12 protein-coding genes and 1 tRNA gene are annotated in these 14,814 nt (G+C 55.2%); 5 read left to right on the top strand and 8 right to left on the bottom strand.

What is annotated here, in order from left to right; genetic code table 11:
• Window positions 1-13: 13 nt before the first annotated feature.
• Both SynA1562_RS04090 and glgX read right to left on the bottom strand, forming a co-directional pair.
• Window positions 14-2,173: an AGE family epimerase/isomerase gene (locus SynA1562_RS04090; protein ID WP_186494846.1), complete on the bottom strand. Its 2,160-nt coding sequence runs from the start codon at window positions 2,171-2,173 to the stop codon at window positions 14-16.
• Window positions 2,174-2,224: 51 nt separating this feature from the next.
• Window positions 2,225-4,567, bottom strand: coding sequence for a glycogen debranching protein GlgX (gene glgX / locus SynA1562_RS04085; protein ID WP_255445723.1), 2,343 nt, complete (start codon window positions 4,565-4,567; stop codon window positions 2,225-2,227).
• Window positions 4,568-4,920: 353 nt separating this feature from the next.
• On the opposite strand from glgX, the gene SynA1562_RS04080 reads away from it, so the two are divergent.
• Window positions 4,921-5,511 carry a hypothetical protein gene (locus SynA1562_RS04080; RefSeq protein WP_186494845.1) on the top strand — a complete coding sequence of 197 codons (591 nt, stop codon included), beginning with the start codon at window positions 4,921-4,923 and terminating at the stop codon, window positions 5,509-5,511.
• Window positions 5,512-5,574: 63 nt separating this feature from the next.
• Here SynA1562_RS04080 and SynA1562_RS04075 read toward each other — a convergent pair.
• From SynA1562_RS04075 to glyQ, 3 genes are all read right to left on the bottom strand, one after another.
• Window positions 5,575-5,661, bottom strand: a tRNA-Ser gene (locus tag SynA1562_RS04075).
• Window positions 5,662-5,686: 25 nt separating this feature from the next.
• Complete coding sequence (locus tag SynA1562_RS04070; protein ID WP_186495303.1) at window positions 5,687-7,582, bottom strand: ComEC/Rec2 family competence protein; 1,896 nt, start codon at window positions 7,580-7,582, stop codon at window positions 5,687-5,689.
• A gap of 6 nt (window positions 7,583-7,588) precedes the next feature.
• Window positions 7,589-8,479 carry a glycine--tRNA ligase subunit alpha gene (gene glyQ, locus SynA1562_RS04065; RefSeq protein ID WP_186494844.1) on the bottom strand — a complete coding sequence of 297 codons (891 nt, stop codon included), beginning with the start codon at window positions 8,477-8,479 and terminating at the stop codon, window positions 7,589-7,591.
• A 427-nt stretch (window positions 8,480-8,906) separates the two neighbouring features.
• Here glyQ and SynA1562_RS04060 point away from each other — a divergent pair, with 427 nt between their 5' ends.
• Window positions 8,907-9,560: a hypothetical protein gene (locus SynA1562_RS04060; protein WP_186494843.1), complete on the top strand. Its 654-nt coding sequence runs from the start codon at window positions 8,907-8,909 to the stop codon at window positions 9,558-9,560.
• Window positions 9,561-9,630: 70 nt separating this feature from the next.
• Here the strand turns inward: SynA1562_RS04060 and SynA1562_RS04055 are convergent, their stop codons facing one another.
• The 3 genes from SynA1562_RS04055 to hisF form a co-directional block, all read right to left on the bottom strand.
• On the bottom strand, window positions 9,631-9,981 hold the full coding sequence (locus tag SynA1562_RS04055; protein WP_186494842.1) for a hypothetical protein: 351 nt from the start codon (window positions 9,979-9,981) through the stop codon (window positions 9,631-9,633).
• An 80-nt stretch (window positions 9,982-10,061) separates the two neighbouring features.
• Window positions 10,062-10,763, bottom strand: a complete 702-nt coding sequence (gene ubiE / locus SynA1562_RS04050) for a bifunctional demethylmenaquinone methyltransferase/2-methoxy-6-polyprenyl-1,4-benzoquinol methylase UbiE (RefSeq protein WP_186494841.1) — start codon at window positions 10,761-10,763, stop codon at window positions 10,062-10,064.
• Entirely contained in the window at window positions 10,760-11,530 is a 771-nt protein-coding gene (gene hisF, locus SynA1562_RS04045; protein ID WP_011363801.1) for an imidazole glycerol phosphate synthase subunit HisF, read from the bottom strand. The genes ubiE and hisF overlap by 4 nt, the downstream gene beginning before the upstream one ends.
• Window positions 11,531-11,585: 55 nt before the next feature.
• Here hisF and SynA1562_RS04040 point away from each other — a divergent pair, with 55 nt between their 5' ends.
• Genes SynA1562_RS04040 through SynA1562_RS04030 form a run of 3 tightly spaced genes read left to right on the top strand, consistent with a single transcriptional unit; the run spans window position 11,586 to window position 14,811 of the window.
• Complete coding sequence (locus SynA1562_RS04040; protein ID WP_114988478.1) at window positions 11,586-11,801, top strand: DUF2862 domain-containing protein; 216 nt, start codon at window positions 11,586-11,588, stop codon at window positions 11,799-11,801.
• Between the two features lie 11 nt (window positions 11,802-11,812).
• Window positions 11,813-12,766: a chlorophyll synthase ChlG gene (gene chlG, locus SynA1562_RS04035; protein ID WP_186494840.1), complete on the top strand. Its 954-nt coding sequence runs from the start codon at window positions 11,813-11,815 to the stop codon at window positions 12,764-12,766.
• Entirely contained in the window at window positions 12,763-14,811 is a 2,049-nt protein-coding gene (locus SynA1562_RS04030) for a transglycosylase domain-containing protein (RefSeq protein ID WP_186494839.1), read from the top strand. Before chlG ends, SynA1562_RS04030 begins: the two co-directional genes overlap by 4 nt.
• Window positions 14,812-14,814: the final 3 nt, after the last annotated feature.

Below are 14,814 nucleotides of genomic sequence, written 5' to 3'. Positions count from 1 at the left end.
CTTTTTCAGAATGTTAGAGAGTTGTAAACTCTTCGTCTAGTTCTGCATCTTTTAGGGACTGTGCGATTTCTGCGTTCAAACCCTTGAGTGAGAGGCTGAAATCAGCACCTCTTTGTTGCTTTGTGAATAACAGGTAATTCCAGCCTGTGTCGTCAACAGTCTTGAGATTGGTCATATCGAGGACCATGCCCTTCAGGCAGCTCAGTTTCTCCACTTCCTTCTTAAGAAGTGGCAATTTGCAGCGGGTCAGATCTCCGTCCAATGCAAAGTTAGCAATGCTATTTTCATAGGTCATCAGATCAGCACTAAAGCCCAAGCCTGCAGGTTCAATCCTGACACGAACCTTTAAGGGCATATCCGATTCAGGCAGATTGACAATCAAGTTGGCTCGATCGAAATCTGTGTAAGACTTGTCATCAATCCAAACTTCCGATAGTTCTACGCTACCAGCAGGTAGTAGATCAGGAGCAACACGGAGTTTGTTTTCGGGCCAAGCCTGAGGATCCGGCTTGAAGTAGAAATCCATCGGTTCCTTGTTCACCAATAAGTTTGAGTAGATTGCTGCAAGGAAGCAGAGTTCGAAGGAGTGATAGCCAGCCATCGAGTGACTGCCCTTTCCACGCTCTCCACCCAATGAATAGGGTTGACCATTCGAAAGAACGTTGAAATAGATTCCACCAGCGTCGTAATCGAGGAACCAGCCGTTGTAGAAGGCAGAACCTTCCCTTGCGTAGCGGAGGTATTCAGGTTTGTCGTTGTAAACACCAGCCATGATGTAGTAAGCAAGAATCCCCTGTTCCTGCTGCCACCAGGCTTTTCTATCGTGCCAGACGCGACGGTAATGCTCTTCCCCATCCTTCAGGGTACGCTCCATCATGTCGTACCAGCCACCGCGCTGGTTATCACAACCTGCGCCTGGAATCGCATCAGCAATCTGATGAGCGAACGTCTTGTAGCTCTCCTTGGGCATCAAGCTATGCATCCTGGTGAGGTTCCAGGCAACTTTTAGATTGTGACCGACCACGCACCTTGCTTGGTGAATCCCCCACTTCAGGTCATGGGTCCAGTCTTCGTAGAACTTCTCGTTCATGAAGGGGCTGTAGCCATAATCAGGGAAATGCTCACAAATCGTGTCGAAAGTATCTTCAAGGAACGTTCCATAGTTCTCATCACCAGTGGCTAAATACAAGTTGATGAGATAAGCCGGAGCGTGGTCGCCAACGGAGTTCCAATTTTTCTTGGCCTTGTTGACACCAAGAGAATCAGCCTTGGCATCAAAAGTGACAGGATCAACGTGTGAATAGTATCCACCGTATGGACCATGATCTTTGTAGTAGCGGTTAAGGAATGAGATCGTGTCGTCAATATCTTGCTTAATACTTTCGCCACCGATTAGTCGCCACGTCTGGGTTGGACCAGCAAGAGCATAAATTTGTTCATAACACGGAATTGCATTACCACCTTCATCACCACCGGCAGTGGAGCCCATGTATTTGCGAACGCTACCATCCTCTTGGATGTCAATTTGGCTGTACCAGTAGCAGATCCCTTCGCTCTTGTTTTGGTGCCTGAAATGGCGCTGCATATATTCAGTTCCGTTCTTGGCTGCCTCCAAAGCCCGCTCGTCGCCGGTGATCATGTAGGCCGTCGCAAAGCCATAGATCAAGCGTGAGATGGTATCAAGATTTTGAACACCGTCCTGCTTTTTACCTTCCGCACTGAGATCTGTTCTGAACTTTTTGAAGTCAATGGATTCACCTTCAACCACTTGGAACTGTGCTTCCAAATAGAAGTTCAACAATTGCTGAATCTGATGAATCCACCAGTTCTGGTTTTCAAATCTAAGGTCATCCTTCCCTCGACCAAACAGCAACATATGCTTGGCTTCAAACTTCAACCGGTCTGATTCAGGATAGAAAAGGCCATAAACGTGAATGAATCTGCCCTCAACCAAGATCTGACTAAGATCGGGAGCCATTTGGAATGGCTCACCTAGATTCCTGACCAGCTCAGCGTATGCTGCATCAGTAATTTTCACTGTGTACATCCTTCCATCGGATGTTTCGAGTTCTACCTCGCCTTTACAGTCGAAAACATCGGGGTATGAAACGCTACGAATGTAACCAGCGACCAGGTCAGAAAAAGGGAAATTAAGCTGATTGGAAGATGCCATGACTGGGTTGAATGTGAGGTTTCTAGAGAATGTGTAAGGATTAAATAAAAGTCAATTTGACGCTCGAGAGACAAGCGTCACGATGCTGCGGCCGGTCACCAAATAGCTGTTTCCTTGAACAGCAACCTGTTGATCGGGAGACTCGATGTCCTGAGGTGAAGGCAAAGCAGTGTCGATTGCTCGGTACCAGGCTAATCCTGGAATTTGAGGAATCTCAAATTCGACAGCATCCCAGAACATATTGAACATAATGTGAACATTGTGAGTCTGATCTGTATCCTCAGCCGTGTCTCCAAGGGTCATAGCAAGGCATCGAGCATCACTGTTATCCCAGCCAGGATTGTTCAACTGCGTACCGTGCCAAGCAATATCGTTTAGTCCAAATTTATTTGATTTGCCCTTGAAATAACGGCCACGGAAGTGGTCAATATACATTTTTCTTTTCTCGATCAGAAGAGACCAGAAACGAATCATCTCCTGACTTTCCTTTGATGCGATCTGATCCCAGTCATACCAATTGATCTCGTTATCATGGCAGTAAGTGTTGTTGTTGCCACCCTGACTCCGCATGTATTCATCACCACCCACGATCATGGGTACACCCATAGAAAGCATATGAATTGTGGCGAAATTTTTAACTTGTCTTTTTCTCATGTCGTTAATCCACTGGTCATCAGTCTCACCTTCGAAACCACAGTTCCAACTTAAATTTTCATCAATACCATCGTTATTTCCTTCCCCATTCGCCCAGTTGTGCTTTTCGTTGTACGCAGTTAGGTCATAAAGAGTAAATCCATCATGTGCCGTGACGAAATTCACGCTGTTCACAGGCTCGTGGTGGTGCCACTGATAGAGATCTGCACTGCCCGTAATACGTGAAGCCACCTCGCTGATAATGCCCGCATCACCTTTGATGAAACGACGGATGCAATCTCTGTATTTACCGTTCCACTCAGCCCACCGTGCTCCTGGGAAATAGCCAATTTGGTACAGACCTGCAGCATCCCAAGCTTCAGCAATCACCTTGCTCTTACCAAGAATATCGTCGAGCTCAATCGCCCAAATCACTGGAGGATGCTCCAAAGGAGAACCGTCTTCGCCACGACTCAACACAGAGCCTTCATCGAATCGGAAGCCATCAACATGCATCTCATCCACCCAGAATCTCAGGGAGTCGAGAATCAGCTTTTCACCGACGGGATGATTACAGTTGAATGTGTTGCCACATCCTGTGTAGTCGTAGTAATACTCTTTTGATCCATTAGCACCAGTTAGATAGTAATACGTTGAATTATCAATTCCCCTGAAGCTGAACATCGGACCCTGATGATTGCCCTCATCCGTGTGGTTGTACACCACATCAAGGATTACTTCGATTCCTGCATTGTGCAGAGCTTTCACCATGTCACGAAACTCCTTGATATGAGTTCCTGCATCCGCACTCACGCAATAACCCTGGTGAGGCGCGAAATAGCCCATGGTGCTGTAGCCCCAATAGTTCACCAATTTGCGGCCTTCATGTTCCTTGGTGACATCTGTGTGGTCGAAGCTGAAGCAGGGCAAAAGCTCGACAGCCGTGACACCAAGACTTTTCAGATAAGGAATTTTTTCGATCAGTCCCAGATAAGTGCCTGGGTGTTTAACGCCACTGGTCGGACTCTTGGTGAAGCCCCCCACATGCATTTCATAAACGACCGTATCGGCCATCGGACGTTTCAGGGGCTGATCCCCTTCCCAGTCGTAGTCGCCGGTGTCGATAACAACGCTGCGCATGCTGCAGTGCAGGTTGTCGCCTGGTGTACAAGCAGCTCCGCGATTCCAAAGGGCCAGACTGTTTCCTTTGGAGTACGGATCGACAAGAACCTTCTCTGGATCGAAGCGATGGCCGTTCCAGGGTTCACGGGGACCGTCCACCCGGTAGGCATAACCCATACCAGGCTTGACGCCTTCGATGAAGGCATGCCAGATGTTGAAGCTTCTGTTCTCAGTTGCACTAAGGGTAATGACGTTGACCGGATCGAGGTCTTCAGGTCGAGTGAAAATCAGCAGTTGAACCCCAGTAGCACTGCCGCTGAACAGCGAAAAGTTCACGCCGTCTGCTTCGACGGTGCTTCCAAAAGGGTGAGGAGACCCGGTGTAACGACGAAATGCTGTGCCCTGTGGTTCGAGCGGATTGCCCCGAAGCGATGCAATGACAGGAGGAGCGCTAATCGTCATAGCTGTAATCGATGCAGAGGAAAAGGCAGAAGAAGAGTCGTCAGCCCCTAGAACTTTCCGTACCTGGTACGAATCGGTCTTTTCTTGGATAGCAGCGTTTGCATATAAGGGGGGGTCGACCTGGGAAATATCAGCTCGCACTGACAATGAATACTTAATAAAAAAGAGATGAATCACGCAAGAGGGTGTTATTGATGTAGGGCCATGGCACCCTCAAGGTCCCTTGGGTCGATTGAAGCGAAGATGCAACGGTCGCCCAATCGATTAATTCTTAGTTTAATTCAAGTTCTTCAACCAAACTCTTCATGTGCAAAAAAGAGACGTTGATATTAACGAGACACGTTTTTTCTGATCAGGCCAGGCACTTCTCTGCCAGCTCCAACAAGAACAATTTAATAACTTCGACACTGCGCCAGCGGCCACCAAGAAATCAACATTATCCAACGAAGTATTGTCACCATTCAGGCAATGGCGACCCTCTAAAGAGCAGATATCAACTATGATACAAACGGCATGATGACGATGAACCGATGAAAGCCAAGGGGAAGGGAAAGTTTGCCCGCCATGTGATTGTCATCGCAGGCGCATCGGGATCAGGCAAAACGAAGTTGATCCAAAAGTTAAGTCAACCGCCCCATGACGCTTTCACACTGGGCGTACTGGAACGGCTCGACTGCAATCCGAAGCAACGCTTCAAACGCTCAACTGTTGAACGGATGCAGAGGCTGATGGACCCCGTGAATTCCAAGAAACGAAAAGCACGAAGGTTAAACAACTGTCTACTGGTTCACATCGACCTGACCAGCATCAATCACAACAATAATCTGAAGCTATTGCGCCATGTCTCAAAGCAAACCAAACGGCTCGACGTGATTACCCTATACACTTCACCGGACGAATGGCGCCAACGCATTCTTGATCGACTTCACACCAGCAACGAACCATCATTAAGAGCAGCATTGATAGCACTTTCAGCAAGAGCAAGCAGACGACTTTCAAATTTCTTGTACCACCGAGAATATAGAAAATGGCTAAGCACATACAGTAACTACAAAACCAGGAGAATCTGCATCATCAATACTTTCGAGCAGTCTTTTTTAAAATCGATACCACCGGAATAGCTCTATTAAAAACAGGAAAAACTATCAACTACTAATTTATCTCTCAATCGTTTTTCATCGGAACGGAGAGGGTGGGATTCGAACCCACGAGGGTGTTACCCCTACACGATTTCGAGTCGTGCGCGATCAACCGGACTCTGCCACCTCTCCACACGCCCTCAGGCGTGAGTCCACTTTAAAGGCCGATGAACCGAGAGCCAGCTGCATGCTTCAGAAGCCAACGCCGCTGCGGTGCGGAAGGCTTGAAGCCCAGCCATGTTCCGGTGATCATCTGCTGGGGTTTTGATCGCTGCCGATGCTGCAGTGCCCACAAGGCCTGAGGGCTTGGGAACAGTTGCCAGGACTGAGGACCCACCCGCATCAACAGTGCTCCAGAGCGATGCTGCAGGTGCTGAACAGATAAGCCATCACTCCGAAGCACCTGGCCGATGGCGATGGGAGCTTGGCCTTGCTGGGGAGCCTCAGCGCGATGCGCCAACGCTTGCCAACAGACCATCACCTCTGTGGCCACAGGATCCAAGAGCATCACCCAGTCCAGACGGGCATGGCCGTGAACGGCGGCGAGTCTCTTCGCCATTCGGCAACTGCGCGCATCGCCATGGGTGCTCACCACAGCGGCACGCCCATGATGGCAAGCCAGCAACCAGTGGCGACCGAACCGCTCCACCGCTACCAGACCATCGCTGAACTGAAGCAGGCCATGGGCGAACAGGGCGATTGCCAGGGGGATCAACGACCAGCAGCGGCGACAAGGCCCTGCCCCCAGCAACCAAGGCAACAGTCCAAGCACAAACAGGGCAATCACCCACTCTTGGGGCCGTCCGGTGAGCAGTTGTGTCCCAGGCCAGTGGCTGATCCAGCTGGCCATGGTGATCACCAGGCCCGCCAACTGATGAACGGGCCACAGCAGCAGGGGCAGCACAGACGGAGGCCCCACAAGCACCAACAACGCCGAGAGCATGGCGAGCAGCGTGAGCGGCGCCAGCAGCGGGGCAACGAGAAGATTGGCAACCAGGGCGTACAACGGCATTGCACCGAAATGGAGCAGCTGGAGCGGGAGCGTCCAGAGCAGGGCAGCCAGAGGAATGGAGAACGCCGCTGCCAGCCCCTGGCAGCGATCCGGCAACCACGCCTGAACAGCCCGCTCGAGGCGGGGAGCCGTAAGGATCAGCCCAGCGGTTGCCGCCGCACTGAATTGAAAACCAATCGATAGGGCCCAGGCCGGGCGCAACAGCAACATGCCACTGAGCGTCAGCACCAGCACCCCCAGGGGACGGCTGTGATGCCCTGCCTCACGAATCAGCAAGGCCATCGCAGCCATCAGCACCGCCCGCACCACCGATGGCTGGGCTCCAGCGAGACAGACAAACAGCAGCAGCGCCATGGCCGCCAGGGGAAGCCTCAGGCCAGGCGGCCAGCGGCGGGCCAACATCAGCACAGTGCCGAGCAGAACAGAGAGGTGAAACCCCGATGCCGCAAGGGCATGGGATAAACCGGCCATCCGGAACGCCTCTCGGATATCTGCGGAGAGCTGCACCTGGGCGCTGCCCAGCACCAGAGCGGCCAGAAAGCCACCCCGCCGCGGCCCCAGGGCCCGTTGCAGTCGCTGGGCAACATCGCGCCGCAGATCAACCAATGGCGTCCATGGACGCTGCAGCACCTTGATGCTCTCGACCCGCAACTGACTCCAACTGCCTTGGCGGGCCAGACGTTCTGCCGATCCCGGCAACAGCGGGTGCGCTGCTGGCAGCGGACGCCTCAGCACACCTATGGCCTGGACTCGCCAGCCCTGCTGCAACGGCGCTGAGCAGGCAGGCAGCTGGAGCTCGGTTCGTCCATCGCCCCGGCGAGCCTCAATCCGATCCACCTCCAACAGAGCAGAACATCCCGAGGAAAAACGGCGCACATCAGCGAGCAAGCGACCGCTGATCGCCACGGCCGCAGGCGGCGTTTGGATCAGGCGAGATGGATCGACTCGGCTCGGCGCAGGCGCCCCCCAGAACAGCCCTCGCAGCACAAGCAGTGCCAGGAGACAGATGGCAATGGCATCAGCAGAACGACGTGGACGCAGAAACCATCAGGCCGCTGTCTCGAGAGTTCCCCCTTTCAAGAGCGGGAAACCAAGCGCCTCCCGTTCCGCCAGCCAAGCTTCGGCGACCCTGCGGGCCAGGTTGCGGATCCGGCCGATAGTGGCGGTGCGCTCCGTCACGGAAATCACGCCACGGGCCTCCAGCAGGTTGAAGGTGTGGCTGCACTTCAGAACGAAATCCAAGGCCGGTGCCGGCAGCTGCTTCTCGATCAGATCAGCCGCTTCCGCTTCGTAGATGGCGAACAACTGCTTGAGCCGCTCGGGATTGGAGGCCTCAAAGTTGAAGTGGCACTGCCCCTTTTCAAACGGCAGCCAGATCTCGCCGTAACTGCGTTCGCTGTTCCAGCTGAGGTCCCAAATGCTCTCCACGTCTTGGAGGTACATGGCGAGCCGCTCGAGGCCGTAGGTGATCTCAATCGAAACGGGCTTGCAGTCGATGCCGCCGCATTGCTGGAAATAAGTGAACTGGGTCACCTCCATGCCGTCGAGCCACACTTCCCAGCCCACACCCCAGGCGCCGAGGGTGGGGGACTCCCAATTGTCTTCGACGAAACGGATGTCGTGGTCAGCGGCCTTGATGCCCAACGCCTCCAGTGACGCCAGGTAGGTCTCCTGGATGCCATCTGGGGATGGCTTGATCAGCACCTGGTATTGGAAGTAGTGCTGGGCTCGATTGGGGTTATCGCCATAACGGCCGTCGGTGGGGCGACGGCAGGGTTCGGGGTAAGCCACCGCCCAGGGTTCTGGCCCGATGGCACGAAGCACCGTGTGGGGGCTCATGGTGCCGGCACCCTTCTCGGTGTCGTAGGGCTGCAACAACAGACACCCCTGATCCGCCCAGAATCTGTTGAGCGTGCTGATGATGTCCTGAAAGTACAAAACGCAGTCCTAGCCTTGAATTTGGGTGTCCGTGGAGTTGGACATCAGTTGGACAGGAAACACAAACGCGTTGCGCTGTCTCGCTCACCAACGCCGCTGTCTAGGCGAGTTGGACCTGAGTTCGACAATTCTCTCAAAGCAGCGTTTGTCCAACCATTGGAAGCGCTGTGAGCGCAGAGAGCAACTCACGCAATCAACAGACGGCAGAGCAATGAATTCATAAATGTTTATTTTTATTACGAAGGTGCACACTTACGACCTACTATCTTCAAACAGTGTTAAGACCTGAAACCTCCATGGTTCTACAAAGAGTCTTAAAGCCCCTTGTAACGAGACTGCTTGCAGGGAGTCGCTGATAAAAGATTGGCTGCGGTTGTTACTCACACCCGGCGCAGCTATTAATAAAATGACTTGACATTCAAAACAAGTGCCTCAACGAATAAAACCCAGTATTTTTAACGCTCTTGAAAGCCTGACCTTATTAACAACATTTATTTTTACGGAGCAATTTGACCGGAATCTTGACCTTGAAGGCGTGGAGCAAAGTCTTCAAAGAAGTGTTCTCGAAGTTCTTCATAATTTTCTTCAATCCATAACCGAGCCAAATCACCCCCTTGGAGCTGCAACATTTGCCATATTCAGCATCTCGATCGTCCTCTCTATCGCAGGCTTCAAAGCCAGAAAAATCAATGATGTTCTTGCTACTTACTTATCAATTGCTTGGGCTGTAGAACTTCTAACGATGAACGTCCTTTTACTCTCCCCCCTTAAAAGCCCTACACTCCTTCTGATTGAACTTGTATTGTTTATACCTGTAATCGTCGTCGCCTTCTCTTGGTGGTACTGGAGGATTAACCTCCCAAGCGCGGAAGGCAATACACCTGCAATCGAATTTGCGCATCCAATACCCACACCGCCGGACTATTTAATGCTCTCTCTTGGCACTTTTATAAAAAATAATGTTACGTCGCACAAAATGAAAACCAAAACAGCCAAGTACACTTCTATAGCAAATAGCTTTATTGCACTAGATATTCTCGGCTTAACATTAAGTAGAGCCGTAAGCGTTGCGATTAATTAATCAATAAACTGAAGACCTGAAAATGCACTGGGTTGGGGCGTCCTGGATTCCGATTCTGCCCAGTGGCCGGTCAGCCCTCCAAAGCCAGACAACGGTGGAGGTGCGCAATGGCGTGATGGCGATGCGGATTGTTGCCGCTGGGACCAATCATTCCGAGCCAGAAGCTGCCATCCCCTTGAAAGACCAGGACGGGCTTTGCGCCTCCCTTGCCATGGCAATCCAGCAAGGACATGCAGAGCTTTTCAGCCACCTCCGGTCCTTTGGGGCGCTGGCGCAGGCGACGCAGCAGAGGATCCACCTGCGAGAAGGAAACGAAGCAGGCGCGTTCGGAGTCGGTGATCAGAATCAGACCATCCAGCCACTGCACTTCCTGAAGCAGCTCTTCGATGCGGGGCAGCAGCTTCGGCAGCGGAAACGCCAAACCGGAACCTCCCCCTTAACGTTCTCTTTAGCTTTTCTAGATCAGTAACGGGGTGCGTCGCAAGCGACACAGCCAAAGATTCACGCCCTGAGAATCAAAACCCCCATCTGTTTTCCCACAACAGAGCGATGGATCGCTTCAGCAAATCCCGCCTCCTGTGCCAAGCGCTCCTGCTCAGGTCCATCAGGGAAGCGCTCCAGACTCTTCTCCAGGTAGGCGTACTCCTCCCGTAAGCCCACAGAGGCGGCAGCGGGCACCACCAGGCGACGCAGATAAAAACGCTGGAAGGCGGCGGCAGCGCCGCTTTGGGGCAGACGGTTGAAATCGAGCACCCCGGCGCGGCCGCCGGGCTTCAACAACCGGCGGAGTTCCTGCAGCCCCTGCAGAGGGTCCGCCAGGTTGCGCAATCCGTAGGCCATCACCGCGCCATCAGCGCAGGCGCTGGGCAAGCCGGTTTGCAGAGCATCCCCCTGCTGGAAGGTCACCGGCAACCAAGGCTGCTGCTGTTGGCGCTGGCGGGCCCGCTCCAAGGGAGCAGCGGCGGCATCCAGACCGGTCACCGCACCAGCGGGGCGAACACAGCGCCCAAGCTCCAAGGCAAGGTCCCCCGTTCCGCAGCACAGATCAAGCCAATGCTCGCCTGCCACTGGCTTCAGGGCACGCACCAACTGACGTTTCCACTGGCGATGCAACCCGAAACTGAGCACATCGTTGAGGCGGTCGTAGCGGGGAGCGACAGCGTCAAACAGCTGTTCTACCGCCGCGGGATCACCAGGCTTCATGGACGGATCGTCAGACCACGGGAGAGCAGATCTTGCTTGATTTCCTCCACGGTGAGAACGCCGTCGTGCAGCAACGAGGCCAGCAGGGCTGCGGAAGCATGGCCTCCTGTGGGGCCCACATCCAAGGCCTCAGCGATGTGATCCAGGCAACCCGCGCCACCGGAGGCGATCACCGGGATGGGGACCGCATCGGCCACGGCCCTGGTCAGGGCAAGGTCGTATCCCGCCTGGGTGCCATCACCATCCATGGAGGTGAGCAGGATCTCTCCTGCCCCGAGGCCAGCCACCCGCTGGGCCCACTCCACAACATCGAGGCCCGTGTTCTCGCGTCCTCCCTTCACGTACACATCCCAGCCACCGGCATCGCGCCGACGGGCATCAATGGCCACGACAATGCACTGGCAACCGAACTGATCGGCCCCCTCCCGAACCAGCTCAGGCCGCCGCACCGCAGAGGAGTTGAGACTCACCTTGTCGGCACCGGCCCGCAACAACTCGGTAATTCCTTCAACGGTGCTGATGCCACCGCCAACCGTGAAAGGGATCGTGACCGATTCAGCGGTTCGACGCACCATGTCGATCAGGGTGCCGCGCCCCTCATGGCTGGCTGCGATGTCGAGGAAAACGAGTTCATCCGCCCCTGCACGGCTGTAACGGCAAGCCAGCTCCACTGGATCACCGGCATCGCGCAGGCCAACGAAATTGACACCTTTCACCACCCGTCCCCGGGCGACATCCAGGCAGGGAATCAGACGCAGAGCAACCATCGATTCGGCGCAAAAGCGACTGTTAGGGTTGCGCACTCTCCAAGCCTCGCAGGCCATGTCCCAGGCTGACGCCATCTCGATCGGCTCCAAGGTTCGCGTGACCCGCGTGCGTGATCGCATTCCCCAGGCCATGGTTGACCTTCTGAAGAAGGACGCCAACGGCACGGTGAAGGATTTCCGCACCGTCGACGGCAAAGGAATCGGTGTGGTTGTTGAGCTCAGCGATGGCTCCACCAGCTGGTTCTTCGAAGACGAAATCGCCGCCGCCTGAGGACTGACTCCGTGAGCGACGCCCGTCAGCTGCTTGGGATGAAGGGTGCCTCAGGCACCACCAACATCTGGAAGCTGCGGCTGCAGCTGATGAAACCGGTCACCTGGATCCCCTTGATCTGGGGGGTGATCTGTGGTGCCGCAGCGAGCGGTAATTACGAGTGGCGGGTGGACCACGTGCTCGTCGCCTTTGCCTGCATGTTGATGAGTGGCCCCTTACTGGCGGGCTTCACCCAGACCATCAACGACTATTACGACCGCGAGATCGACGCGATCAACGAGCCCTACCGCCCGATCCCCTCGGGAGCGATTCCCCTGGGCCAGGTCAAGCTGCAGATCTGGGTTCTGCTGCTTGCGGGTTTGGGCGTGTCCTACGGCCTTGACCGATGGGCCGGTCACGCCACGCCTGTGGTTTTTCTACTGGCGTTGGGAGGCTCCTTTGTGAGCTACATCTATTCAGCCCCCCCGCTGAAGCTCAAGCAGAATGGCTGGCTCGGGAACTACGCCCTCGGTGCCAGCTACATCGCTCTGCCCTGGTGGGCAGGCCAAGCCCTGTTTGGCCAGCTGACCTGGGGCACAGCACTGCTGACCCTGGCCTACAGCCTTGCAGGTCTCGGCATTGCTGTGGTCAACGACTTCAAGAGCGTTGAAGGCGACCGAGAACTCGGGCTTCAATCGTTGCCGGTGGTGTTCGGCATCAAACGGGCCAGTTGGATCAGCGCCGCAATGATCGATGTTTTTCAGCTGGCGATGGTTGCCGTCCTGATCGGGATCGGCCAGCATTTCGCAGCGGTTCTGCTGGTTCTCTTGATCGTTCCCCAGATCACCTTCCAGGACATCTGGTTGCTGCGAGACCCCGTGGCCTTTGACGTGAAATATCAGGCCAGTGCCCAACCCTTCCTGGTGCTCGGCATGTTGGTGACCGCTCTGGCCGTGGGCCACAGCCCCTTGACCCAGGTGATGTGAACCGTACCCGCCTGCACTGGGCACTGATCGCTGGCACAGCAGCTGCAGTGGGCGTTGGAGCTGCTCTGGGCATGCGCGCTCTGACGGAAATGGTGGATGCCACGCTTCCGGATGCCCGCGGGATTGCCAGCTTCAATCGGCCGGGAACGATCACCCTGCTCTCCACCAATGGCAAGGTGATTCAGAAGCTTGGGCCAGCGACGCGGGAGAAGGTGAAGCCCGGCGCGATGCCACCAACGGTGGCGGAGGCTTTCATCGCCGCAGAAGACCGGCGCTTCTATCAGCACGATGGTGTGGATGGCTGGGGCATCGCCAGGGCCATCGTCACCAATGTCCGCCAGGGCGCGGTTAGGGAAGGGGCGAGCACCATCACCCAGCAGCTGGCTCGAACCGTCTTTTTGAGCCAGGACCGCACAATCACCCGCAAACTCAAGGAGGCGGCTCTGGCCATGAAGCTGGAGCGTCAACTGAGCAAGCAGCAGATCCTCGAGCAGTACCTCAACTACGTGTACCTGGGGTCCGGTGCCTATGGCGTTGCCGATGCGGCCTGGATCTACTTCTCCAAAACCCCGGAGCAGCTCACGGTTCCTGAAGCAGCCCTGATCGCCGGGCTGCCCCCGGCCCCATCAATTTATTCACCCCTTGTGAACCCAGATCTGGCAAAAGAGCAGCGCTCGATCGTTCTGGACCGCATGGCCCAGGCCGGATTCATCTCCACCAGCGAAGCGGAGCGAGGTCGCACCAGCCCGCTTGGACTGAAGCCCGCAACACCCAAGTACTTCAACAGTTCAGCGCCTTACTTCACCACCTGGATTGCCCAGGAGCTGCCCAAATTCTTGACGCCCGAACAATTGGAAGTGGGCGGAGTCAAGGTGCGCACCAGCCTGAATCTCGACTGGCAGAAGAAAGCTCAGCAGGTGATTCGAGCCAATGCCCCCTTCGACACCGAAGGTGCGATGGTTTCGATCGATCCCGGCAACGGGCTGGTGCGGGTGATGGTGGGCGGCAAGGATTTCTCCAAGAGCCAGTTCAACCGCACCATCCTGGCGCTGCGCTCTCCGGGCTCCACCTTCAAGCTGTTTCCCTACGCCGCCGCCATTGATCGGGGCATGAAGCCCGAAACCAAAGTGTTTGATGCCCAGCGTTGCTGGAACGGCTACTGCCCCAAAAACTTTGGCAACAAGTACTACGGCAACATCTCCCTTGCCGATGCGCTGAAGAACTCGCTGAACACAGTGGCAGTTCAACTGCAGGACATCGTTGGATTTGATGCCGTGATCGATATCGCCAACAACTTCAACATCGGCACCGAGCGACCTCTCGGCAAGTACTACCCCATGGCCATCGGGGCCTACGAGCAAACCATCCTCGACATGACCGCCGCCTATGCCGGAATGGCCAACCGCGGAGTGTTCTTCAAACCCAGCCCCTTTGAGGAAATTCGCGGACCCAAGAATGAGCTGCTTTGGAGCCGGCGCCTGAGCGACAACCGAGGCAAGCGGGCGGTTGATAGTGATGTGGCAGACACCATGAACTGGATGCTGCAGCGGGTGGTGACCGGCGGCACCGGCATCGCCGCCAAACTCGATGATCGACAGGTGGCCGGAAAGACGGGAACCTCAGAAAACACCCGCGATCTCTGGTTCATCGGCTCGATTCCTCAGCTCACAACAGGCGTCTGGTTCGGATACGACGACGACCGCGCCACCAAAAGCACCAGCGGCGAAGCGGCATGGGCGTGGAAGCAATTCATGCTCCAGATCAAGGACGAGATCCCCGTACGCAACTTCCCCGACAAACCCAAGACGAAGCGAAAAGTGCGTTTGGCTGTCGACCCGAAAACGATTGCCAAGCCGCCGAAGACCCAACCCAAACCAAAGCAGAAGGCGACCGCCGAGCAAGATGCCGCTCAACCAACGGTTGAGACAGACCAACCCACACCCACGCCCGTGGCACCTGCACCTCGCCAGACGCCTTACCTCTGGAGAAACAGCGCTCCAGACCGCAACATCGATCGCCAGGGACGACGCTGGACACGGGATTGATCC

Origin of the sequence: Synechococcus sp. A15-62, assembly GCF_014280075.1 — a bacterium.
Classification (GTDB): Bacteria; Cyanobacteriota; Cyanobacteriia; order PCC-6307; family Cyanobiaceae; genus Parasynechococcus.
The sequence above is the reverse complement of the archived record's forward strand: the minus strand, read 5'-3'. Positions and strand labels throughout refer to the sequence as shown.

Bases quoted from the DNA above. Each gene is read 5' to 3' on its own strand.
- SynA1562_RS04090 (WP_186494846.1), bottom strand. From the start codon at position 2,173: ATGGCATCTTCCAATCAGCTTAATTTCCCTTTTTCTGACCTGGTCGCT.
- SynA1562_RS04080 (WP_186494845.1), top strand. From the start codon at position 4,921: ATGAAAGCCAAGGGGAAGGGAAAGTTTGCCCGCCATGTGATTGTCATC.
- ubiE (WP_186494841.1), bottom strand. From the start codon at position 10,763: ATGAAGCCTGGTGATCCCGCGGCGGTAGAACAGCTGTTTGACGCTGTC.
- hisF (WP_011363801.1), bottom strand. From the start codon at position 11,530: ATGGTTGCTCTGCGTCTGATTCCCTGCCTGGATGTCGCCCGGGGACGG.
- SynA1562_RS04040 (WP_114988478.1), top strand. From the start codon at position 11,586: ATGTCCCAGGCTGACGCCATCTCGATCGGCTCCAAGGTTCGCGTGACC.